At 72.0% G+C, this 21,605-nt stretch carries 19 protein-coding genes; 13 read left to right on the forward strand and 6 right to left on the reverse strand.

What is annotated here, in order from left to right:
* Positions 1 to 107: 107 nt before the first annotated feature.
* The 6 genes from HNR02_RS05145 to HNR02_RS05170 all read left to right on the forward strand — a co-directional run bounded on the left by HNR02_RS05145 (position 108) and on the right by HNR02_RS05170 (position 5,849).
* Positions 108 to 413 carry a chorismate mutase gene (locus HNR02_RS05145; RefSeq protein WP_179772057.1) on the forward strand — a complete coding sequence of 102 codons (306 nt, stop codon included), beginning with the start codon at positions 108 to 110 and terminating at the stop codon, positions 411 to 413.
* Between the two features lie 63 nt (positions 414 to 476).
* On the forward strand, positions 477 to 782 hold the full coding sequence (locus HNR02_RS05150; protein WP_179772058.1) for a hypothetical protein: 306 nt from the start codon (positions 477 to 479) through the stop codon (positions 780 to 782).
* Positions 783 to 1,009: 227 nt separating this feature from the next.
* The gene (locus HNR02_RS05155; RefSeq protein ID WP_246338501.1) at positions 1,010 to 2,158 is read left to right on the forward strand and encodes a hypothetical protein; all 1,149 of its coding nucleotides are present in this window, start codon (positions 1,010 to 1,012) and stop codon (positions 2,156 to 2,158) included.
* Between the two features lie 157 nt (positions 2,159 to 2,315).
* Positions 2,316 to 3,155 (forward strand): hypothetical protein, encoded by an 840-nt coding sequence (locus HNR02_RS05160; protein WP_179772059.1) that lies wholly within the window; start codon positions 2,316 to 2,318, stop codon positions 3,153 to 3,155.
* A gap of 186 nt (positions 3,156 to 3,341) precedes the next feature.
* Positions 3,342 to 4,877, forward strand: a complete 1,536-nt coding sequence (locus HNR02_RS05165) for a serine/threonine-protein kinase (RefSeq protein WP_179772060.1) — start codon at positions 3,342 to 3,344, stop codon at positions 4,875 to 4,877.
* Positions 4,878 to 4,904: 27 nt separating this feature from the next.
* Positions 4,905 to 5,849, forward strand: a complete 945-nt coding sequence (locus HNR02_RS05170; protein WP_179772061.1) for a serine/threonine-protein kinase — start codon at positions 4,905 to 4,907, stop codon at positions 5,847 to 5,849.
* A gap of 129 nt (positions 5,850 to 5,978) precedes the next feature.
* Here the strand turns inward: HNR02_RS05170 and HNR02_RS05175 are convergent, their stop codons facing one another.
* Together HNR02_RS05175 and HNR02_RS05180 are read right to left on the reverse strand one after the other, a co-directional pair.
* Positions 5,979 to 6,653 (reverse strand): response regulator, encoded by a 675-nt coding sequence (locus HNR02_RS05175; RefSeq protein WP_179772062.1) that lies wholly within the window; start codon positions 6,651 to 6,653, stop codon positions 5,979 to 5,981.
* Complete coding sequence (locus tag HNR02_RS05180) at positions 6,650 to 7,993, reverse strand: ATP-binding protein (protein WP_179772063.1); 1,344 nt, start codon at positions 7,991 to 7,993, stop codon at positions 6,650 to 6,652. The genes HNR02_RS05175 and HNR02_RS05180 overlap by 4 nt, the downstream gene beginning before the upstream one ends.
* A gap of 113 nt (positions 7,994 to 8,106) precedes the next feature.
* Here HNR02_RS05180 and HNR02_RS05185 point away from each other — a divergent pair, with 113 nt between their 5' ends.
* Together HNR02_RS05185 and HNR02_RS05190 are read left to right on the forward strand one after the other, a co-directional pair.
* Positions 8,107 to 9,372, forward strand: coding sequence for a PspC domain-containing protein (locus HNR02_RS05185; protein WP_179775716.1), 1,266 nt, complete (start codon positions 8,107 to 8,109; stop codon positions 9,370 to 9,372).
* A complete protein-coding gene (locus HNR02_RS05190) occupies positions 9,365 to 9,616 on the forward strand; it encodes a hypothetical protein (protein ID WP_179772064.1) in 252 nt (83 codons plus the stop codon). Before HNR02_RS05185 ends, HNR02_RS05190 begins: the two co-directional genes overlap by 8 nt.
* A 58-nt stretch (positions 9,617 to 9,674) precedes the next feature.
* On the opposite strand, the gene HNR02_RS05195 is transcribed toward HNR02_RS05190, so the two are convergent.
* The 3 genes from HNR02_RS05195 to HNR02_RS05205 all read right to left on the reverse strand — a co-directional run bounded on the left by HNR02_RS05195 (position 9,675) and on the right by HNR02_RS05205 (position 12,636).
* Positions 9,675 to 10,436 carry a GIDE domain-containing protein gene (locus HNR02_RS05195; protein WP_179772065.1) on the reverse strand — a complete coding sequence of 254 codons (762 nt, stop codon included), beginning with the start codon at positions 10,434 to 10,436 and terminating at the stop codon, positions 9,675 to 9,677.
* Between the two features lie 19 nt (positions 10,437 to 10,455).
* Positions 10,456 to 12,015 (reverse strand): glutamine-hydrolyzing GMP synthase, encoded by a 1,560-nt coding sequence (guaA, locus tag HNR02_RS05200; protein ID WP_312860903.1) that lies wholly within the window; start codon positions 12,013 to 12,015, stop codon positions 10,456 to 10,458.
* Positions 12,016 to 12,243: 228 nt separating this feature from the next.
* Positions 12,244 to 12,636: a DUF4345 domain-containing protein gene (locus HNR02_RS05205; protein ID WP_179772067.1), complete on the reverse strand. Its 393-nt coding sequence runs from the start codon at positions 12,634 to 12,636 to the stop codon at positions 12,244 to 12,246.
* 63 nt (positions 12,637 to 12,699) lie between these two features.
* Here HNR02_RS05205 and HNR02_RS05210 point away from each other — a divergent pair, with 63 nt between their 5' ends.
* Together HNR02_RS05210 and HNR02_RS05215 are read left to right on the forward strand one after the other, a co-directional pair.
* Positions 12,700 to 13,281: a TetR/AcrR family transcriptional regulator gene (locus HNR02_RS05210; RefSeq protein ID WP_312860904.1), complete on the forward strand. Its 582-nt coding sequence runs from the start codon at positions 12,700 to 12,702 to the stop codon at positions 13,279 to 13,281.
* Between the two features lie 64 nt (positions 13,282 to 13,345).
* Positions 13,346 to 14,791, forward strand: a complete 1,446-nt coding sequence (locus HNR02_RS05215; RefSeq protein ID WP_179772068.1) for an aldehyde dehydrogenase family protein — start codon at positions 13,346 to 13,348, stop codon at positions 14,789 to 14,791.
* Here HNR02_RS05215 and HNR02_RS05220 read toward each other — a convergent pair.
* On the reverse strand, positions 14,763 to 16,496 hold the full coding sequence (locus HNR02_RS05220; RefSeq protein ID WP_179772069.1) for a GMC family oxidoreductase: 1,734 nt from the start codon (positions 16,494 to 16,496) through the stop codon (positions 14,763 to 14,765). The genes HNR02_RS05215 and HNR02_RS05220 overlap by 29 nt on opposite strands.
* Before the next feature lie 139 nt (positions 16,497 to 16,635).
* Between HNR02_RS05220 and HNR02_RS05225 the strand changes: the two genes are divergently transcribed.
* The 3 genes from HNR02_RS05225 to HNR02_RS05235 are packed head-to-tail and all read left to right on the forward strand — an operon-like array spanning position 16,636 to position 21,604.
* Positions 16,636 to 19,257, forward strand: a complete 2,622-nt coding sequence (locus tag HNR02_RS05225) for an HAD family hydrolase (protein WP_179772070.1) — start codon at positions 16,636 to 16,638, stop codon at positions 19,255 to 19,257.
* Positions 19,254 to 20,258, forward strand: a complete 1,005-nt coding sequence (locus HNR02_RS05230; protein ID WP_179772071.1) for a class I SAM-dependent methyltransferase — start codon at positions 19,254 to 19,256, stop codon at positions 20,256 to 20,258. The genes HNR02_RS05225 and HNR02_RS05230 overlap by 4 nt, the downstream gene beginning before the upstream one ends.
* Entirely contained in the window at positions 20,255 to 21,604 is a 1,350-nt protein-coding gene (locus HNR02_RS05235) for a glucosyltransferase (RefSeq protein ID WP_179772072.1), read from the forward strand. Before HNR02_RS05230 ends, HNR02_RS05235 begins: the two co-directional genes overlap by 4 nt.
* Position 21,605 lies beyond the last annotated feature (1 nt).

Below are 21,605 nucleotides of genomic sequence, written 5' to 3' on the forward strand. Positions count from 1 at the left end.
TCGCGTAGGTGCGCACACCACCATCACCAGAAGCCCCGGAGTCCACGGACCCGGGGCTTTCGTCGGCTTCGGGGCCACGGGGGTCCGGAAACCGTCCGGAGGGCCCGATGAACGCACAGACCAACGAGAAGGACAGCGCGCCGGAGACGTCGGGGGAACCCGTGGCCTCGGCCGAGGAGATCGCCGAGCTGCGCAAGGAGATCGACTGGCTCGACTCCGAGATCCTGCGGCTCGTCAAGCGCCGGGTCGAGGTCTCCCAGACGATCGGCGCCGCGCGGATGGCCGCGGGCGGTACGCGGATCGTCTACAACCGCGAGATGGACGTGCTCGCCCGCTACCGCGAACTCGGGCCGGACGGGCGCCAGCTCGCCATGGCCCTGCTCCAGCTCGGCCGCGGGCGCCTCGGCCGCTAGAAAAGTCCGAATTCGGGGGCTTCCCTGAGGCCCGGTGGCGGAGTTCGCGGGCACACTGGAGACATGATTAACGTCATCGCGGTCATCATCGCGATCGCCAGTGTGCTCGCCTCGCTAGCCCATGTGGGTTACCTGGCGCTGCTGAACAACGCCGCGAACAAGCGGGCCGGTGGCGCGCCGGTCGCGCAGTACGTCCGCGGCCGGTGGGCGGTGGCGGGCGGAACGACCGCCGCTTCCCTGCTCGCGTGGCTGTTCACCGCGGGGCCGGGCGTCATGGACGTCCTCGCGATCATCCTCGCCGCGGGCAGTGGCGCGGTCGCCACCAAGGCGCTGCAGTCCACCCAGGCGCGCTACCGAAGCGGTGGGTGAAAAATTCACCGCGGACCCGACAGAGTGAACTTGCGAGTCCGGGCTTGGACGACCGGCCCGGGCTCTTACCCTTGAGGCGTGGGACTGCCCAGATTCGTCAGCGCGCGCCCGGCCACAGGTCGTGCGCGTGCAGATGAACGTGCAGAAGCACGTGCGTTCGCTGCTCCATTCGATCGAACCGGCCCGTTTCCGGCGTCAGACGACGCGGAAGGCGGTGTCCACTCGGCATGACAAGCTGGGCCGAATTCGCGGACACCCCTGGCTCCCGGGCCGGCCGGCACCGACGTGGCGCCGGCACCTGGACCCCGGTCGTACCGGCACGCCGGCAGGCCGTCGGGCGCGTTCCGGAACCCTTCGACGCCCCGTCCCGCGGTTCCCTGCCGCTCGACTGGTTCGTCGACGAGCCGGTCACGGTCCCCCAGCCCGCCACCGAGGCGTTCCCGTCCGCGCACGGTGAGCTGCCCGTCCCGCCGCCCGCGAAACCGCCGCAGCGCACGAGGGTCAAGCTGACGCCGCCCCGCCGCCGCACGGAGGCGCTGGAGGACACCGACGTCCGCGTGTACGAGGCCGCGCCGGTCACCGGGCTCGGCTCGTTCGACCTCGGCAACGTGCCCGCCTCGGTCACCCCGCCACGCAGCTGGCGCAAGGCGGCCTGGTTCGCCACCGCCTCCTCGGGCGGCGTGGTGCTCGCCCTGGTGTTCGCCGGGTCGGCGTTCGTCGCGAAGCCGGGGCCGGACCAGGCCGGCGACGCGTGGGTCCCCGGACTGGGCGGCGGCGTGCCGACCCTGTCCGGCGAGCGGATCGCCCCGCCCAGTTCCGGCGAGGCCCCCAGCGACACGTCGAGCACCTCCCGCGAGGACCTGACCGGCGATCGCGGGCCCGGCGTCGAGCCGACCGCGGCCGCCGACCTGCGCGCGCCCACGACGAGCACGGTACGGGCGACGACCACAGACCCCTCCGAACCCGGCGGCTCGTCCGGCGGATCGACCAGCGCGAAGCCGACTCCCGACCCGGTGCTCGCGAAGCCGGCCCCCTCCCCGGCGCCCTACGACGCCGATCCGAACCGCTTCACCGACTTCGCCGAAGAGGACCCGAAGACGCTGGCGAGCACGTCGCAGAGCTTCCTGGACACCGTGACGGAGAACCCGCAGGCCGCGCACTCGATGACCGGTGGCGACCTGCAGCAGGAGGGCACCGACGGCCTCGCGCGCAAGTACTCCGACATCGCGTACTTCCAGGTCGAGTACATCCGCGTGCACCAGTACGAGGGCCGGACGGTGTGCACCGTGCAGGCGGTCTACAAGGACGGCCGCTCGGTCACCGAGGAGCGCACGCTCGAGTTCTCCGGGAAGAAGATCACCAGCGACGGCGCCTGAGCACTGGGCCAGGCGGGTGACGCCGGCTGCCGTTCGTCGTGCCCCGGCGCCCCTCCACCGATCGGGGGTGGCCGGTAACGCGCGGCGGGGGTTCGCTGATGAACAGCACGACAGCCCCCGGCCAGTCCCCGAGACGGAAGATCCAGACGAGTCGTCCATGAGAGTCGCACACGAACGGCGTCGCACCCGCACGCCGGACGCGCTCCGCGTCGAGGAGCTGATCTCCCCCGAGATCCTCGACACCGGGATCGCCGACCGCGAGTACCTCACGCGGGTGCTCCGCGAGCCGCGGAAGTACCTGCCGCCGCCGCGCGGACGGGTGCGGGACGAGAACGAGCCGAGCCGGGAACCGGAGAGCCGGGGCGCGAAGCTCGCCAAGCTGACCGGCCTGACCATGGCCGGCACGCTGCTCGTCGGTGCCGTCGTGGCGTCGTCACTGGTCAGCAGGGGACGGGACGGGGTGGCGGCCCCGGCAGGCCCGCCGCCGCAGATCACCGGCGCCGCCGCACTCGGCGGGTTCGTCTCCGGCGGCGCGGCGGGAGCCGGGCACGGTGACGAGGCCGTCGGCCACGCCGAGGCGAGCACGCCGCCGGCCTCGCAGGCCCCGGTCGCCCAGACCCAGCCGACGGCCCCGGACACGCCGTCGAGCGCATCCGGGACGGCCCCGGCGACCACCACGGCCGAACCGGCCGACGCCGACAAGCTCGCCGTGGTCGACGAGTTCTACCGGCGTGTGGCCTCGGCGCCGGAGCAGGCGCTGGACCTGCTCAGTCCCGCGCTGGCCGGTGAGGAGGCCGGTGACCTGGTGCGCGCGTGGAGCACCATGCGCGAGGTCGAGGTGCTCGACACCCAGGTCCAGCCCGGCGGGTCGGTGCGCGCGGTGGTGCTCATGCACCGCGACGACGGCACCCGCCTGCGCGTCACCCAGCAACTGGGGCTCGACGAGTCCGCTCACAGCATCTCCGACGCGATCCTGCTGGCCGCCGAGGAGCTGTAACGCCCGCCATAGCAGGCGCGTCCGCACCGCCCCCAGACAGTGCCGGATGTATGTGCGCAGAGTGAGCACCCTAGCCTTGACTGAACGGATCTGGCCCAACCCCGGCCCACGGGCCGAGCTACGTGCATAGGCTCCCAGGCGTGCGGCACTGCGTCGCGCCCTGAAACAGCCCCCGAAGGAGGTCGCGTGAGCGACGAGGGTCGCCTGGTCGCCGGCCGGTACCGGATCGAGCGGCGAATCGGCAGCGGCGCCATGGGTGCCGTGTGGCAGGCGCACGACGACGTACTCGGGCGGACGGTCGCGATCAAGCAGTTGCTTCTGCAACCGGGGCTGGACCACAACGAGGCCGAGGACGCCAAGCAGCGCACGATGCGCGAGGGCCGCATCGCCGCGCGCCTGCACCACCCGAACGCGATCACGGTGTTCGACGTCGTCACCGACGACAACGGGCACCCGTGCCTGGTCATGGAGTACCTGGCCTCGACGAGCCTCGCCGAGATGCTGCGCGACCGGAAGACGCTGCCGCCGCGTGAGGTCGCGCGGATCGGCGCCCAGATCGCGGCCGCGCTCAAGGAGGCGCACGCGGTCGGGATCGTGCACCGGGACATCAAGCCGGGCAACATCCTGCTCGCCGACAACGGCGTGGTGAAGATCACCGACTTCGGTATCTCGCGCGCCAAGGACGACGTCACCGTCACCAAGACCGGGATGATCGCCGGAACCCCGGCGTACCTGGCGCCGGAGGTCGCGATCGGCGGCGACCCCGGTCCGGAGGCGGACGTCTTCTCGCTGGGCTCGACGCTGTACGCGGCGTGCGAGGGCCAGCCCCCGTTCGGGCTGAGCGAGAACACGCTGAGCCTGCTGCACGCCGTCGCCGCGGGGCAGATCAACCCGCCGCGGCAGTCCGGGCCGCTGGCCAGCGTGCTGGCGGTGCTGCTGCACCCCGAGGTCCAGCACCGGCCCACGGCGGAGGAGGCCGAGGAGCTGCTGGCCGCGGTCGCACGGGGCGAGACCCCGCTGGGCGGACCCGCCGACGAGACCCAGTTCTCCCCCTCGGGTGGCGCGCTCGCGGGCGGGCTGGCCGGTGGCGCGCTCGGAGCGGCCGCCGCCGGTGCCGGTGCGACCCGCGCCTTCCGCGGCGACGACCTGGGCGCGCACTCCGGCACCCTCGGCGCCAGCGACCCGTTCTACGACGAGTACGACGACTACGCGGACGACCCGTACGCCACCACCGCCGCGTACCCCACCGACGACTACGACCGCCAGGGCGCGACGCGCGCGGTGCCCGCCGGGTACGACGGCTACGACGACGAGCCGCCGCCCGCCGAGGTCGACGAGGACGAGAAGCGGGGCAACTGGAAGGTGCCCGCCGCGATCGGCGCGGTCGTGGTGGCCGGTCTGGTGGCGCTCGGCATCTGGCTGTTCAGCCCGGCCGGCAACAACACCCAGAACACGACGGAGACCAACCCGCCCGTGGTCCCGCCGCCCGCCACCACCTCGTCGGTCGTGACCACGACGGAGAGTCCCACGGCGAGCGCCACCAAGTCGAGCGACAACGACGAGCCGACCTCGTCGCGCTCGTCGAAGCGCAGCACGCCGAAGACGTCGGATGACGAGCCGTCGTCGAGCAGCAGTCCGACTTCGAGCCCGACGAAGACGACGTCGCCGTCAAAACCGTCCGACACCCCGAGCAGCACTCCGACCACCGGGGCCAACGGCTGAGGCGACTGGCGGAAACGAGAGGGTGTAGTGGGTACTGAGGGCGCACTCGTCGGCGGCCGGTACCGGCTGGATCAGCCGATCGGTCGCGGCCGGGCCGGAATCGTCTGGCTGGCGTACGACACGCAACTGAACCGCACGGTGGCCGCGAAGCGGATGCCGGTCGCGCCGGGGCACAGCGAGCAGTCGGTCGCGACCGCGCTGGCGGAGGGCCGCGCGGCGACGGGGATCCAGCACAACTGCGCGATCGGCGTGTACGACGTGCTCCTCGACGGGCAGGACCCGTGGCTGGTCATGGAGTACGTGCCGTCCCGGAACATGGCGGACTTCCTCGGCGACCACGGCACGCTGACGCCGGACCAGACCGCGTTCCTGGGCATCCAGCTCGCTTCGGCGCTGGCCGCCGCGCACCGCGCCGGGGTCGTGCACCGCGGCCTGGAGCCGGGCAACGTGCTGCTCGCGGACGACGGCGGCGTCAAGGTGACCGACATCGGTTTCACCGGCGCCGGCTTCAACCCCGCCTACCGCGCGCCCGAACTGTCCCGCGGCGCCGCGGCCGCCCCCGCCACCGACGCGTTCTCGCTCGGCGCCACGCTCTACACGGCGGTCGAGGGCGTGCCCCCGTTCGGCGATCACGGCAACGGTCCGCTCCGTCAGCCCGAGAAGGCCGGTGTGCTGGCCCCCGCGCTGATGAAGCTGCTGCGCGAGGACCCGCTGAGCCGCCCCACGCTGTCCGACAGCATCACCTCGTTCCAGGCGATCACGCAGGGCCGCCAGACCGCTTTCATCCCGCCGACCGCGCCCGCGCTGCCGACGGTGCCCGCGTTCCGCCCGCAGCAGCCGCCACCCCCGCCGCCGAAGCAGCCGGTCGTCAAGCTCTCCCCGGTGCGGGTGCGGCAGTTGATCCTGGCGACGATGGCCGTCCTCGTCGCCGCGGCGATCGGGATCGGGGTTTCGCAGCTGCTGTTCCTGTGAGTTCCGGCGCGGCGTGCGGCCTGTTTGCTGTTCCCGGCAGCGAGTTGGCGCGACCGTGACAGCCGATTCGCCGTCCGGCAACGCAACCCGGCCACCAGTCCGCCCAAAAACCAGGGCGGCCACCGGACCTCACACGAGCCGTCGGTCCGAGGCCCACCTCGACAACTCGTAGCGGTTGGACAGCTGGGTCTTGCGCAGCACGCTGGACACGTGCGTCTCGACCGTCTTCACCGAGATGAACAGCTCCGACGCGATCTCCTTGTAGGCGTATCCGCGGGCGAGCAGGCGCAGGACGTCCCGCTCGCGCGGGGTCAGCAGGTCCAGCTCCGGGTCGCTGATCGGCGCCGAACCGGGCCGGTCGGCGAACGCGTCCAGCACGAAACCGGCCAGTCGCGGCGAGAACACCGCGTCGCCGTCGGACACGCGCGCGATGGCCCGTACCAGTTCCTTCGACGAGATCGTCTTCGTGACGTAGCCGCGCGCGCCCGCCCGGATGACCGCGATGACGTCCTCCGCCGCGTCCGACACCGACAACGCCAGGAACACCACGTCCGGCAGCTCGGTGCGGGCCCGGCGCAGCACCTCGGCGCCCCCGCCGTCGGGCATGTGCACATCCAGCAGCACGACCTGCGGCTTGGTGCGCGCGATCCCGGCGACCGCCTCCGCGACCGAACCGGCCTCGCCGACCACCCGCACCTCGTCGGTGATCGAGTCCAGCTCCGTGCGCACCCCGGCCCGGAACAACGCGTGGTCGTCCACCAGGAACACGCTGATCGGGGCCTTCTCCTGTGCTGTCTCCGTCACCGTGTTCCTCCAGAATCGGCCTTGACCGGCATCTCCAGCTGCACTTCGGTGCCGTCCCCCGGCGCCGTGCGCAGCCGGGTCGTGCCCCCGTTGCGTTCCATCCTCCCCCGGATCGAGTCCGCGAGGCCATGCCGGTCCTCCGACACGCTGTCCGGGTCGAAACCCTTGCCCCGGTCCCGCACGAACACGGTGACCGCGGTGGGTTCCACCTCGGCGTACACGCTCACCTCGTCCACGCCGGCGTGCTTGGCCGCGTTGACCATCGCCTCCCTCGCCGCCAGGACCAGGGCCGTGAGCCTGTCGTCCAGTTCCGCGTCCCCGACCACGACCTGCGACACCGAGATCGCGAAGGTGTCCTCGACCTCGCCGCATGCGCCCGCGATCGCTTCGGAGAACCGCCCGCGCGCGGTCTCGTTCCTGGGCGTCCCGTAGCCGGACGGTCCGTACAGCCAGCCCCGCAGTTCGCGCTCCTGGCTGCGCGCGAGGCGGGCCACCTCCTTCGGCGCCTCCGACTGCTTCTGGATCAACGCGAGTGTCTGCAGCACCGAGTCGTGCAGGTGCGCGGCGATCTCCGCGCGCTCCTCCGTGCGGATCCGGGCGCGCCGCTCCTCCCCCAGGTCACGCACCATCCGCAACCAGAACGGCACCGTCAGCACGGCCACCCCGACCAGCGTCGCCAGCACCGCGAGCAGCGCGAACTGCACCTGATCGAGCGAACCGGAGCGCAGCACGACGACACCGATCCCGGTGATGACCAGCGCGACGCCCGCGAGGATCCGGACCGCGGCCGACCATCCCCCGCCGCCGAGCACCATGCCCGCGACACCGGAGCGCGCCCCGTCGCGCCAGCGCCGTCGCTGCGACTCGTCGGCCTCCCGCCAGACGACCGCCGCACCGATCAGCGCCAGCGCCAGCGGCACCGCGACCCACCCGTTGATCGCCCCCGTGATGGCGCCCCCGGCCACCAGCAGGCCGACCCCGAGGATGAGCAGACCGACCGCCTGCTGCTTCTCCTTCGGCGTGGCAGGCGCCTCGGTCTCCTCGCGGCGCCGCTGCGGCACGAACACCCACAGCAGCCCGTAGGCGACCGGCCCGGCGCCGCCGAACGCGGCGAGCACCGCGAAGACGGCCCGCACCCACAGCACGTTGACACCGAGGTGGTCGGCCAGACCGGAAGCGACACCCGCCACCACGCGGCTCGACCGCCGCCGGTACATCCTGGGCCGCTCTTCGGCCTCCGTCAGCGCGCTCCCGGTGGCAGGCACCACCGCGCCCTCGCCCGCCGGGCGTGGCATCGGCATGCCGGTCTCGGTCCGGGGTTTCTCCTGCACGTGATCCATGGTTCTGCCATGGTCACATGCCCGCAAGCACGATTCATCAGGGAAAACCCCCGGGTTCTCGGTCCGCGAAACCTCAGGGTCGTTCCCCGATGTGCCGACCGCCGCGCTCCCGCATGCTGGTCACCATGAACGACACGGCAGAGGCTCCGAAACCGCAAGGCCTGGGCGGGTTCGAAGAGACCGTGAAGGACTTCTGGGCCAGTCGCCCGCGGCGTCCCGCCCGTGGCGGCAAGATCGGCGGTGTCGCGGCGGCCATCGGCAACCGGTACGGCATCGACCCGGTGGTCGTGCGGGTCGCGTTCGTGACCGCCACCGTGTTCGGTGGCGTCGGCCTCTCGCTGTACGTGCTGTGCTGGCTGGTCTTCGCCGCGGAGGGCGACGAGGTGTCGCCGGTCGAGGCGCTGTTCGGCAGGGGCCGCAGCTCGTTGTCGAAGCCACTGACGATCGCGCTGGGCATCCTGTTCTTCCCGCTGTCCAGCTGGGCGTTCGCGGGCGGCTGGTTCGACGGGGGCGGCGTCATCGGGGCGGCCATGATGGTCACCGCGCTGTACCTGCTGCACCGCAGTCGCGGTCACCTGAACCGGCCGGCGCCGACGGTCCGCGCGGTCACCGACGTGGGACCCGCCGCGTTCTCGATGAGCGCGCCGGGCACAGCGGAGAAGAGCGAGTCCGGATGGGACCCGCTCGGCGCGGACCCGATGGCGTGGGACCTGCCGGATCCGCAGCCCGCTCCGGCCCCGCCACCGCCTCCGTCCCCGCCGTCGGCGCCGCGGCGCAAGAGCAAGATCGGGATCGCCACCCTCGGGGTCGCGCTGCTGGTCGGCGGCATCGGTGCGGCGATCGCCTCGGACGGCCACACCTGGTTCTCGGCGCAGCACGTCATCGGACTCGTCCTCGGTGTGCTGGGCGTGGGCATGGTGGCGGGCGCGTTCGCCGGTGGCGGCCGCAAGCTGGCCATCCTCGCGGTGCCGCTGTCCATCATCGGCGTGGCGCTCACGACGCTGCCGGTCAACGACTACTCGGGCGGGCTGGGCGATCTGCGGGCGACGCCGCTGACCGCGGCCGAGGTCCAGCCGACCTACGAGCGCACGGCGGGAACGGTGGATCTGGACCTCACCCAGCTGCCCGCGGACGTGCCGGTGGCGACGGAGATCCACGTCGGCGCCGGTGACACCACGGTGCTGGTGCCGGAGACGGCGGACGTGACCTATTCGTGCGAGTCGCACGCCGGTGACGTGCAGTGCCTTGGCCGCGGGACCAGCGGTGTCGGGACGGGGCCGACCACCGGGGTCGACTACGGTCCCGACGGCGTGGGCGGGCTGCAGCTCACCGTGAAGATCGACCAGGGCGTGGGAACCGTGGAGGTGAACCGTGGCTGAGCAGGAGAACCCGTACAGCTACGACGGGGAAACGACCCAGGTGCAGCCGGAGCCCCGGCGACGCGGGGTGGACGTCTTCACCCTCGTCCTCGGTATCGCGACGCTGCTGGTCTCGGGCTACGTGCTCAGCGACGGCTCCAGCTGGCTGCCCTCGTTCGACCTGAAATGGGTGCTGGCCGGGGGTGCGGTGTTCGTCGGGATCCTGATGCTGGGAGCCTCGATGCGAGGGGGCAGGCGGGACTGAACCGGGGACCAGGCCGAACGACGGAGGGAGCCGCGATGCTCGGCTCCCTTTTTCGTGCTCAGAAGAGCCAGAACCCGGCGACCAGGCACGCGAGGCCACTGACCAGCGCCGCGATCGCGCCGGTCAGGAGCAGGCGGTACCGGGTGGTGTCCTTCGCGCGCAACTCGCCCTCCGGCTTGGCGGCGATGACGAAATCACGGCCGTCCTCGGGCCGCGCGATGGTCAGCGGGCCGTCCACGTCGCGCGCCTCGCCCAGGACGTACAGCCACGTGCCGGGCCGGATGACCCGCTCCTCGTACTGGAAGCCGAGCGTTCCGCGGCGGGAGGGCAGCCGGACGCCGAAGACCTCGACCGGCTCGGGACGGAAGTCGCGCTCATACCGGTCGACAGGCTGGTCGACGCCCTCCACGCGGGCACCCGCCGGAAGGACGCCGATGGTCCAGCCCCACCGGTCGGTGAGCGGGAAAACCTCCGACGACGAACCCTCGGCGACGGTTTCCCAGCGTTTGTGGCGGTCACCGTGGTGGTTGTGGTAGTACGAGCGCCGTCGGATCCGGTAGCTGTACCAGACACACGGGATCTTGCCGAGTTCCGAGATCAGCGGACCGCCGGGCCCGGGCTGGGCCACACCGACCACCTCGGTGACGCGGCGGAAGCCGCCCTCGGCGTGCGGCCGGACGACCTGGCGGCGCATCTCCTCGAGCTGTCCGATCGGCAGCGTCGGGGTGCCCGCCATCGACTTCACCCTGGCGCCCGCCACGCGCGCTCGCCGGTACACGAAACCCGCCACGGCGAACAGCACGAACCCCCACAGCAGCACATCGCCCCCAGATTTCGGTTCACTCCCACTCGATGGTGCCCGGCGGCTTGCTGGTCACGTCCAGCACGACCCGGTTGACCTCGGCTACCTCGTTGGTGATGCGGGTGGAGATGCGTTCCAGCACCTCGTAGGGCAGGCGGGTCCAGTCGGCGGTCATGGCGTCCTCGCTGGACACCGGGCGCAGCACGACCGGGTGACCGTAGGTGCGGCCGTCGCCCTGGACGCCGACGCTGCGGACGTCCGCGAGCAGCACCACCGGGCACTGCCAGATGTCGCGGTCCAGCCCGGCCGTGGTCAGCTCCTCGCGGGCGATGGCGTCGGCCGCGCGCAGTGTCTCCAGCCGGTCCGCGGTGACCTCGCCGATGATGCGGATGCCCAGGCCGGGACCGGGGAACGGCTGCCGGTGCACGATCGTCTCCGGCAGGCCCAGCTCCAGTCCGACCCGGCGGACCTCGTCCTTGAACAGCAGCCGCAGCGGCTCGACCAGCTCGAACTGCAGGTCCTCGGGCAGGCCGCCGACGTTGTGGTGGCTCTTGATGTTGGCCGCGCCGGTGCCGCCGCCGGATTCGACGACGTCCGGGTACAGCGTCCCCTGCACGAGGAAGCGGTAGTCGCCCTCGGCCTTGAGGTCGCGCTCGGCCTGCTCGAACACGCGGATGAACTCACGGCCGATGATCTTGCGCTTCTGCTCCGGATCGGTGACGCCGGCGAGGGCGTCGAGGAAGCGCTCGCGGGCGTCGACGGTGACCAGCTTGACGCCGGTGGCGGCGACGAAGTCGCGCTCGACCTGGGTGCGCTCACCGCGGCGCAGCAGCCCGTGGTCGACGAACACGCAGGTCAGCCGCTCGCCGATGGCGCGCTGGACGAGCGCGGCCGCGACGGCGGAGTCGACGCCGCCGGACAGGGCGCAGATCGCGCGGCCGTCCTCGCCGATTTGCTCGCGGATGCGGGCGATCTGGTCCTCGACGATGGAGGCGGTGGTCCACTGCGGTTTGAGGCCGGCGATGTCGTGCAGGAAGCGGCGCAGCACCTCCTGGCCGTGCGGCGAGTGCAGCACCTCGGGGTGGTACTGAACGCCGGCGATCCGGTCCTCGGGGTTCTCGTACGCGGCGACCGGCGCGCCCTCGGACGTCGCGGTGACCTTGGCGCCGGCCGGCGGCTTCGTGACGCTGTCGCCGTGGCTCATCCAGACCTGGTGCCGCTCGGGCAGCTCGCGGTGCAGAATGCCGCCGTCATCGCAGAGCCGGAGGTCCGTGCGGCCGTACTCGCGGGCACCGGTCGCCTCGACGGTGCCGCCGAGCGCCTGAGCGAGAACGTGGAAGCCGTAGCAGATACCGAACACGGGGACGCCGGTCTTCGCCAGCTCCGGGTCCATGCCCGGGGCGTCCGGCGAGTAGGCGCTGGACGGGCCGCCGGAGAGGATGATCGCGGAGGGGTTCTTCGCGAGGATCTCGTCCACCGTCGCGGTGTGCGGCACCACCTCGGAGTAGACCTGGGCCTCGCGGACGCGGCGGGCGATCAGCTGCGCGTACTGCGCGCCGAAGTCGACGACGAGCACCGGACCGCTCGGATTGGACACCGGACCTCCATCAGGACGACGTGTGTCTTCCATCGTCCCAGGTGGGCTGGGTCACGTGCGCCCCGGGACGGGGTTGTTCGAAGGTTGAGGGGCCGGCGCGGCGGTCGCCTCTCGGCGAGATATCCGAACAGGGCTCCGGGCGAACCGGTGTTCCCTGACGGTGCAGGTGTGAGGCCCGGGGGACACGAACCGCACCGACCAGTCCGTACAACCGGGCGGGTGCGCCGGCTATTCCGCCGCCACCCTGGCTTTCTCGTCCGCCGGGGCGAGCCACAGGAACACCGGCGGCAGCAGGACCTCGATCACGGTCAGCACCAGCTGGAACCACTGCGGCTGCCCGTGCACGGCCAGGGACACCAGCCGTCCCGCGGCGCCGAGCCAGAAGATCCCCGCGAACCACCGTACGGCCGACGCCGGGATCGGGACCCGCCGCGCCGCCCAGATCCACAGCAGGCCGTAGCCGAAGAACAAGGCGCCGTAGAAGCGTTCCCTGCTGTCCACGGTGGCTCCCGTCGCGCCTTCGCCGGGGACCGACGCGATGCCGCCGACGAAGTGGAACACCCCGATCGCCGCGCACACCACGCCCATCGCCAGCATCAGCCATTTCAGAGTCCGGGCCATGACAGCTCCCTTAGTAGACGCGTATCTACTAAGACTAGACGCGTGTCCAGTAGCGTGTCACCCGTGACCCGCCGTCGCCTCGATCCCGCTGCTCGTCGCGCCGAACTCGTCAGCACCGGCGCGCGCCTGTTCTCGGCCAAGCCCTACGACGAGGTCCTGATGGAGGACGTCGCCGACGAGGCGGGCGTCTCGCGGGCGCTGCTCTACCGCTACTTCCCCACCAAGAGCGACCTGTTCGCCGCCGTCTACCGCCAGGCCGCCGACAGCCTCCTGAGCCGGGCGCACTTCGATCCGGACGCCTCGATCCCCGGCCAGATCTCCGCGGCGCTGGAAGCCCACTTCGACTACTTCGCGGCCAACCGCAACACGGTGCTCGCGGCCAACCGGACCCTCGCCGGTGACCGGGGGGTGCAGGCGGTCATCGACGACGAACTGGCGGTGCTGCGGGAACGGCTGCTGGACGCGGGCCGGATCCCGGACGAGGTGCGCGGCGCCGTCTCCGCGGTGGTGCTGAGCTGGCTGGTGTTCGTGCGCACGTTGTGCATCGAATGGCTCACCGCGGAGTCGTTCACCCGCGAGCAGCTGCACGACATGTGCGTCGGCTCGCTGCTGGGTGCGCTGCGGAACATCGTGGAGTTGGAGTAACCCGATCGGGGAGCAGGCGCCGACGGTGAAACCACGCTCCGTCAGGCGCTCTAAGTTGTCAGGCATGGACACCATCACGCCGGAACCGCGGCCGGCCTGGATCGCAGGCCGGGCGGAGCAGGGCACCGCCACCCTGACCGTGCATCACCCGTTCGACGGCAGCGAGGTGGCGACCGTCGCCGTGCCGGGGCCGGACCAGGTCGAGCGCGCGGTGGCCGCCGCGGTCGCCGCCGCTCCCCGGCTGCGCAGGTCGCCCGCCCACGTCCGGGCGGCCGCGCTGGAGCACACCTCACGGCAGCTCGCCGCGCGCGCCGAGGAGCTGGCCGAGCTGATCACCGCCGAGAACGGCAAGCCGTTGAAGTGGGCCGAAGCCGAGGTGCGGCGGGCCGTTTCGGTCTTCCGCATCGCCGCCGAGGAGGCCCGCCGCTTCTCCGGTGACCTGCAGCGCCTGGACACCGACGCGGCGGGCGAACACCGCCTGGCCGTGGTGCGCCGGATCTCTCGCGGCCCCGTCCTGGGCATCGCGCCGTTCAACTTCCCGCTGAACCTGGTCGCGCACAAGGTCGCGCCCGCGCTGGCCGCCGGGGCACCGATCATCGTCAAGCCGGCGCCGCGGACCCCGCTGTCCGCGCTGGTCCTCGGCGAGATCCTGGCCGAGACCGACCTGCCCGAGGGCTCGTTCTCGGTGCTGCCGCTGGGCAACGAGGACACCGCGAAGCTGGTCGCGGACCCGCGGCTGCCGGTCGTGTCGTTCACCGGGTCCGGACCGGTCGGCTGGTCGCTGGCCGAAGCCGCCCCGCGCAAGCACATCGTGCTCGAACTGGGCGGCAACGCGGCCGCGGTCGTGCTGGGCGACTGGACGGACCTGACCGGCGCCGCGCGGCGCATCGCCACCTTCGGCAACTACCAGGCGGGCCAGTCGTGCATCGCGGTGCAGCGCGTCATCGTCGAGCGCACGGTGGCCGACGAGTTCGTCCCCGCGCTCGCCGAGGCCATCGCCGCGCAGCGCACCGGTGACCCGTACGACGCATCCGTGGACGTCGGCCCGGTGGTCGACGAGGCGGCCGCCGAGCGGATCATCACCTGGGTCGACGAAGCGGTCGCCGGTGGCGCCAAGCTGCTGGCGGGCGGCGCACGCCAGGGCGCGACCGTCGAGCCCACCCTGCTCACCAGCGTGCCCGCGGACGCCAAGGCGTGGTCCGAGGAGATCTTCGGCCCGGTGCTGGCCGTTTCGGTGGTCGACGACGCCGACGAGGCGTTCGCCGCGGTGAACGCCTCCGCCTACGGGTTGCAGGCAGGGGTGTTCACGCGTGACATCCGCCTCGCGTTCCGCGCCTCCGCCGAACTGGAGGTCGGCGGCGTGATCATCGGCGACGTGCCGTCCTACCGCGCCGACCAGATGCCCTACGGCGGCGTGAAGGGCTCCGGGGTGGGCCGCGAAGGCGTGCTCGCCGCCATGCACGACCTCACCGAGGAGCAGGTCACCGTGTTCGCCGGGATCGACGTGTAGACACCAGGGGCAGTCGGAGGGCGGCCGGTGCGTCGGACGGGACCGCCGGGGTCTTCGGCGCGACCGGCTTGATCCGCCGGTAGCCCTTCGACTGGTCCGGCCGCTGGTCGGCCTCGCCCTTGTTGGGCCAGAACGAGAACGCCCGCTCGGCCTGCGCGGTGATCGTCAGCGACGGGTTCACACCGAGGTTCGCCGAGATCGCCGTGCCGTCCACGATGGACAGTCCGGGGTAGTTGAACACCCGGTGGTAGGGGTCGATCACGCCGTCCGCGTCGCTCGTGCCGATCGGCGCGCCGCCGATGAAGTGCGCGGTGAGCGGGATGTCGAAGATCTCGCCCCAGGTGCCGCCCGCGATGCCGTCCATGTGCTTGGCGGTCAGCTCGTTGGCCTGGTGCCCGGCCGGGATGAACGACGGGTTCGGCTCGCCGTGCCCCTGCTTGGACGTGTACTTCCGCCGCCCGAACAGTCCCCGCTTGGTGTAGGTGGTGATCGAGTTGTCCAGGCTCTGCATCACCAGCAGGATGATCGTCCGCTCGCTCCACCGGTAGCCGTTGAGCAGTTTCGCGCTCTGCAGCGGGTGTTTGGCGAGGAATCGCACGGCCTGCAGCCAGCGCGGCGCCTGCGCCGACCCGTCGGTGGCGATCGTCTGCAGCAGGCTCATCGCGTTGCTGCCCTTGCCGTAGCGCACCGGCTCGATGTGGGTGGTCTCGTCGGGGTGGATCGAGGACGTGATCGCCACGCCCCTGCTGTAGTCGTGCTCGGGGTCCACCGACGGGCGGCCCGAGCCGATGAGCGCTTCGGAGTTGGTGCGGGTCAGCTCGCCGAACTTCGGCGACAGCCGCGGCAGCACGCCCTGGTCACGCATCTCGTGCAGCAGCCGCTGCGTGCCCCAGGTGCCCGCGGCGAGCACGACCTGCCCCGCGGTCAGCGTGCGGCGGAACTTCTTCGACTTCGTGCCGGTCTTGCGGACGTCGACCTCGAACGAACCGTCCCCACGCGGGCGCACCGCGGTGACCGTGGTGAGCGGGATGACCTGCGCGCCGCCCTGCTCCGCGAGATAGAGGTAGTTCTTGACCAGCGTGTTCTTCGCGCCGACGCGGCAGCCGGTCATGCACGAGCCGCATTCGGTGCAGCCCGTCCGCTCCGGGCCGGCGCCGCCGAAGAACGGGTCGGCCACCCGCTCACCCGGCTTGCCGAAGTACACCCCGACCGGCGTCGGGTGGTAGCTGCCGGCCACGCCCATGTCGGCGGCGACCTTCTGCATGACCTCGTCCGAGGGCGTCACCGTCGGGTTCGTGACCACCCCGAGCATGCGGCTCGCCTGGTCGTAGTAGGGCGCGAGCTCGGACTCCCAGTCGGTGATGTGCGCCCACTGGCGGTCGGCGTAGAACGGCTTGAGCGGCCGGTAGAGCGTGTTGGCGTAGACCAGCGATCCGCCGCCGACCCCGGCTCCGGCGAGGATCATCACGTCGCGGAGCAGGTGGATGCGCTGGATGCCGAAGCAGCCCAGCGCCGGCGCCCACAGGTAGCGCTTGAGATCCCAGGACGTCTTGGCGAACTCGTCGTCGGCGAACCGGCGGCCCGCCTCGATGACGGCCACCCGGTAGCCCTTCTCGGTCAGCCGGAGCGCGGCGACACTGCCGCCGAACCCCGATCCGACCACGATGACGTCATAGTCAGCGGCATTGCTGTTACGCGTGGTCACAGGTAAAGCGTAACCGCCGTCCCACGGTTCTGACCAGTAGTAAGTTACCGATCAGTTCGGGCAACCTCGCGACGACCCGTAACGTATTTCCCCCATAAGAGTGATTCTTCTTGTACATCACATCACATCAATTGGGGAGATGACGTTGTCGCAACCGCCCTCGCTCGCCCGGGTCCGTCGCCTGATCACCGACGGTTCGTGCGGGGCGCTTTCCCTGGATGTCTTCGACACCATCCTGTGGCGCCGCACGCCGCGGCCGACCGACCTGTTCGCCGTGCTGGGCGCCCGGCTCGCCCGCGACGGCCGCTGCCCGGACTGGGTCACGCCCGCCGCGTTCCGGCGGATGCGGATCGCCGCCGAACAGGAGGCGAGACGCAGAGACGAGGAGACGCTCGGCACCGAGGTGACGCTGACCGACATCTGGCAGCACCTGCCGCTGAGGATCTTCAACGCCGAACTGCCCGAACTGGTCCGCGCCGAGGTGCTGTGCGAGCGCGAATTCACGGTGCCCGACCTCGACATCGCCGAACTCGTGGAGCTGGCCGCGAAGCACCACGTGCCGACCGTACTGGTGTCCGACACCTACTTCACCGAGGAGCACCTCGCCGAGCTGCTCGACCGCCCCGGCCTCGGCGCGCTGCGCGGGGCCCGGATCTTCCGCTCGCACCAGCACGGCCTCGACAAGGCATCCGGACTGTGGGAGATCGTCCTGGACGCGCTGGACCTGAACCCCGAGCAGGTCGTGCACATCGGGGACAACGAGGTCGCCGACGTCGAGGTCCCGCGGGACCTGGGCATCCGCACGGTCCACTACGAGCGGCTGGACGAGCAGTTCCGCGCCGTGCTGGACCGGGAGCGCGAGCCGCTCGGCCTGGCGGACCCGGTCGCTGAGCACCTCGACACCGAACAGGGCGACTACGGCCTCACCAGCCTGCGCGCGAAGACGCTCCAGCGGGCCGATCCGGGCGCCCAGATCCCGGTCCGCACCGCCTGGCGTTACGGCGCGTCCGTGCTCGGCCCGGTGCTGACCGGGTTCGCCGAATGGGTCGCGCTGCGGGCCCACCAGTCCGGCACGCGCGTGCTGTGGTGCCCGATGCGCGAGGGCACGATGCTCTCCGCGCTGATCAACAACGCCGCACAGGCCCGCGGCCGGGACGTCGAGGCACGACCGGTGTGGCTGTCCCGGCACGTCACCTCGATCGCCGCGCTCGACCCGGCCGATCCCGGTTCCCTGCGCGAGTTCATCCGGCAGCGCTACGCGCTCACCGTCCGCCAGCTGCTGCAGGCGCTGCACCTGCGTCCGGGCGACGTGCCGCCGCTGGCCGAGCTACTCGACACGGTGCTGGACAACGACCGCACGGTCGATCTCGTCAGCGACGTCCTCACCGAGACCGCCCACCTGCGCAACCAGCTGACCGTCACGGTGACCCGCATCCGGGAGCGCGTCGTGCGGGAGCTGCGCCGCGTGGGGATGCTGGAGGAGCCCGAGCCCGCGCTGGTCGACCTGGGCTGGGGCGGCACCATCCAGTACTACCTCGGCCAGGTCTGCGAGCTGGCCGGCACCGGCGTCCGTCCGGCGGGCTTCTACCTCGCCACCGACGACCGGTCGACCAGGGTGTTCCGCGCCGGGCTGCGCATCGAGGGCTACCTCAGCCAGGGCGGGCACCCCGCGGAGGTCGCCCGCACCATCAGCCGCAGCCCGGAGGTGCTGGAGCAGTCGGTCAACGACTTCTGCGGCTCGCTGCTGGACTTCGCCGACGACGGTTCCCCCGTGCTCGGCCCGGCCTCCGACGGCGAGGCGCAGCTGGCGCAGCGCCGTGCGGTCCAGGACGGCATCCGCGAGTTCCAGGCCCAGTGGAACCGCTACGCGGGCACCGGCTGGCCCGACCTGACCGGCAGCGCGCGGCACCGGCTGGCGAACATCCTGGTGTCCGCGCTCAAGGCACCCACCGCGGAGGAGGCCGCGGTGTTCGGCAACTGGGCGCACGAGGACAACTTCGGCTCCGCGCTGGTCACCCGGGTCGTGCCGGAGGACCTGGTACCCGCGATCCCCTACCTCTCCCCCGGCGACCTCGCCGACCTGGAGATGCGCGACGCGTTCTGGCCCGCGCTGCTGGCCGCCTCGGACACCCACCTGGCCGCGGGTGCCCGCGCGCTCGCGGAAAGGCAGGTGGACGCGGACCTGTTCGAGCCGTCCGGCGACCCCGCCGAGACGCGGCTGAGCTGGCGGTCCGGCGACGGCGAATGGCACGACGGGCCGCGCCGCCGGGTCCGGATCAACCACAACGGACTGTCCTTCGCGCGGCTGGACTTCCGCGCCGCCGACGTCACCGACGTGGCGCTCGCGATCCCGGGCCGCCCCGCGCTGGTCCGCGTCGACTGGGTCGAGGTGCGGGCCCTGCTGCCCGGCCAGACCGTGCCGCGGGTCGAGCGGTGGGACAAGCCCGAGGACTTCGCCGGCCTGATCCACGCCGCGACCCGGTGGCTGGGCGGAACGTTGTTCGAGTTCGAGGCGGCGGAGTCGGCGATCTGGATCCCCGTCTCGGCCCGGATGGGCGCACCGGCGACGTCGGGCCAGGTGACCGTCGCGTTCGCGATGCTGCCGAAGTCGCGGACCGGGCTGGGGGTTCACCCGCCGTCAGCGCCCCGGATGACGCGGGTGACCAGCCGGGTGCGCGAGGAGTACCGCGCCCGCGGCCCGGTCGGCCTGGCGACGTCGGCGGCACGGATAGCCATGCGGCAGCTGCGGAGCGGCAAGTGAACGACTACGGCACCCGCGAAGACCCGCACGCCCAGGCTCGCGCGGCTCGGCAACTGCCCCTGCTGCTGCACTCGCTGTCCCTGTTCCGGGAGATCTTCGAGATCGTCCATGCCCACCACCGGATCTCGACGGTGGTCGAGGTCGGCGTCGAGTCCGGGCAGGTCAGCGGCATCTACGCGGAACTCGGCGCGTCCGCGGTGTACTGCATCGACCCCGCGCCCACCGACGCGTTGCGGGCCGCGCTGGCCGAGAACGACGCGCTGCACCTGATCGAGGAACGCTCACCGGATGTGCTCGCCGATCTGCCCGTCGCCGACCTCTACGTGGTGGACGGTGACCACAACTACGCGACCGTCCGCGGCGAGATGGACTGGGTGCTGGCGAACGCGCCGGACGCGGTGATCGTGCTGCACGACGTGCTCTGGCCGTGGTCGCGGCGGGACCTCTACTACCTGCCGTCCCTGCTCGCGCCCGAAGACCGGCATCCGGCCAGCTCGGAGGGGCCGACGGTGTGGCACGACGGGTTGAGCCGGGCCGGTTTCGTCGGGCTCGGCGCGTTCACGGCCGCGCAGGAGGCCGGCGGCGAGCGCAACGGCGTGCTCACCGCGGTCGAGGACGCGCTGTCCGCTTCGGACGGCGGGCGGCAGCTGGCGGTGATCCCCGCGGTCTTCGGCGTCGGTGTCGTGACGCGGAACCAGGCGCTGCTCGAAGCACTCGCGCCGTACCGGGACTCGAAGCTGTTGTCCACCATGGAGAACAACCGGATCGCGCTCTACACGCGGGTCCTGCAGATGCAGTTCGAAGCGGTGGCGCACGCCGAGAACGCCGATGCGATGGCCGAGACGATCGCCTCGCAGCGGCGCGACATCGAGCGCCGCACCGCCGAGGCCGCCGATCTGCGGGCGCAGGCCGACGACCTGCGGCGGCAGAACGAACGGCTGCGCGAGCTGCTCGACGAACGCCCGGCGACGCTCGCCGACCGCGTTCTGCGAAGACGGTGAACCGGGCACGGGCCGGGACGGTCGCGGCCGGCGTCACCTGGGTCCTCGCCGCGACCTGGCTGCAGCTCATGCGCGGCCCGGGACTGCGCGCGTTCGACGTCGTGTGGGCCGAGGACGGCGGCGTCTTCCTCAACCAGGCGATGCGGCATTCGTTGTGGCACAACCTGTTCACGCCGCACGCCGGGTACCTGCAGGTGGTCGCGAAACTGGTGGTCCAGCCCGTCGCCGCGCTGCCGGTCTCCTGGGCGGCCGCGGCTCTGGCCGGGGGCGCGGCGCTGGTGGTGGCGTCGATTTCGCTGCTGGTGTGGTTCCGCAGTGGGCACGTGCTGCGGTCGCCGTGGGCACGGGTGCTGGTGACCGCGATCGTGCCGCTGCTGCCGCAGGCCGGGTTCGAGGTGAACGCGGCGGTCAACGATCTGCACTGGTACCTGGCCTACGCCGCGTTCTGGGTGCTGCTGGCGCCGCCCCGCACGATCGGCGGGCAGGCAGGTTCGGCGGCGGTGGTGGCGCTGGCAGCGCTTTCCGACCCGCTGACCGCACTGGTGCTGCCCGCCGCGATCGTCGGGATCGTGCGGTCACCGCGGCGGCTGGTGGCGTGCGTGGCGCCCGCGGTGATGGCGGTGGCGCTGGCCGTGCAGGGCTGGGTGCACCTGACCCGCGCGGCCGGTTACCGCACGAGCGACACGGTGTGGGGCGAGCTGCCCTCGATCTACGGGCTGCGGGTGGTGCTGAGCGCGGTGACCGGCGACCGGTTGCTGGGGCCGGTGTACGAGCGGCTGGGTCTGGGTCTGGTGGCGGTCGTCGGCGTGCTGGCCGCGCTCGCGGTGGCGGTGGTGCTGTGGCGGGCGGACCGGGTGGCGCGGCAGGTCGTGGTGGTGGCGCTCGCGTGTTCGGTGCTGTACCTGGTGGTGTCGATCGGACTGCGTGGCACGGACGGTTTCCTGGACCGCGCCGGGTTTTCGCTGAACGGCTCCCGGTACACGATCGTCCCGCTGCTGTTGGTGTGGACCGCGGTGGCCGCCGCGCTGGACCGCGTGCGTCCACGGGCGGTCGTCGGCGGGGCGGTCGCGGTGTTCCTGGGCGCGCAGGTGCTGACCGACTGGGGCGCCGCCGGTGTCCGCACCGGCGGCCCGTCCTGGCAGGACTCGGTGACCGCGGCGCGGGCCTCGTGCACCGCGCCAGTGCGCCCACCCCAGCCGACGCCGCTGGTGGCCGAGGAGGACGGCCCGGCCGCCGGACCGATCGTCCCCGGCCCCGACGACGTGACGATCATCGTGGCGCCGGTGCCACCTCCCGGCGAGGAGCTGTTGTTCGCCGTGGTGCTGCCATGTTCGGAGCTGGGCTGAG

The organism is Amycolatopsis endophytica, assembly GCF_013410405.1.
Taxonomy (GTDB): domain Bacteria; phylum Actinomycetota; class Actinomycetes; order Mycobacteriales; family Pseudonocardiaceae; genus Amycolatopsis_E; species Amycolatopsis_E endophytica.

Bases quoted from the DNA above. Each gene is read 5' to 3' on its own strand.
- HNR02_RS05155 (WP_246338501.1), top strand. From the start codon at position 1,010: ATGACAAGCTGGGCCGAATTCGCGGACACCCCTGGCTCCCGGGCCGGC.
- HNR02_RS05150 (WP_179772058.1), top strand. From the start codon at position 477: ATGATTAACGTCATCGCGGTCATCATCGCGATCGCCAGTGTGCTCGCC.
- HNR02_RS05205 (WP_179772067.1), bottom strand. From the start codon at position 12,636: ATGGCCCGGACTCTGAAATGGCTGATGCTGGCGATGGGCGTGGTGTGC.
- HNR02_RS05160 (WP_179772059.1), top strand. From the start codon at position 2,316: ATGAGAGTCGCACACGAACGGCGTCGCACCCGCACGCCGGACGCGCTC.
- HNR02_RS05185 (WP_179775716.1), top strand. From the start codon at position 8,107: ATGCTGGTCACCATGAACGACACGGCAGAGGCTCCGAAACCGCAAGGC.
- HNR02_RS05180 (WP_179772063.1), bottom strand. From the start codon at position 7,993: ATGGATCACGTGCAGGAGAAACCCCGGACCGAGACCGGCATGCCGATG.
- HNR02_RS05215 (WP_179772068.1), top strand. From the start codon at position 13,346: ATGGACACCATCACGCCGGAACCGCGGCCGGCCTGGATCGCAGGCCGG.
- HNR02_RS05145 (WP_179772057.1), top strand. From the start codon at position 108: ATGAACGCACAGACCAACGAGAAGGACAGCGCGCCGGAGACGTCGGGG.
- HNR02_RS05225 (WP_179772070.1), top strand. From the start codon at position 16,636: ATGACGTTGTCGCAACCGCCCTCGCTCGCCCGGGTCCGTCGCCTGATC.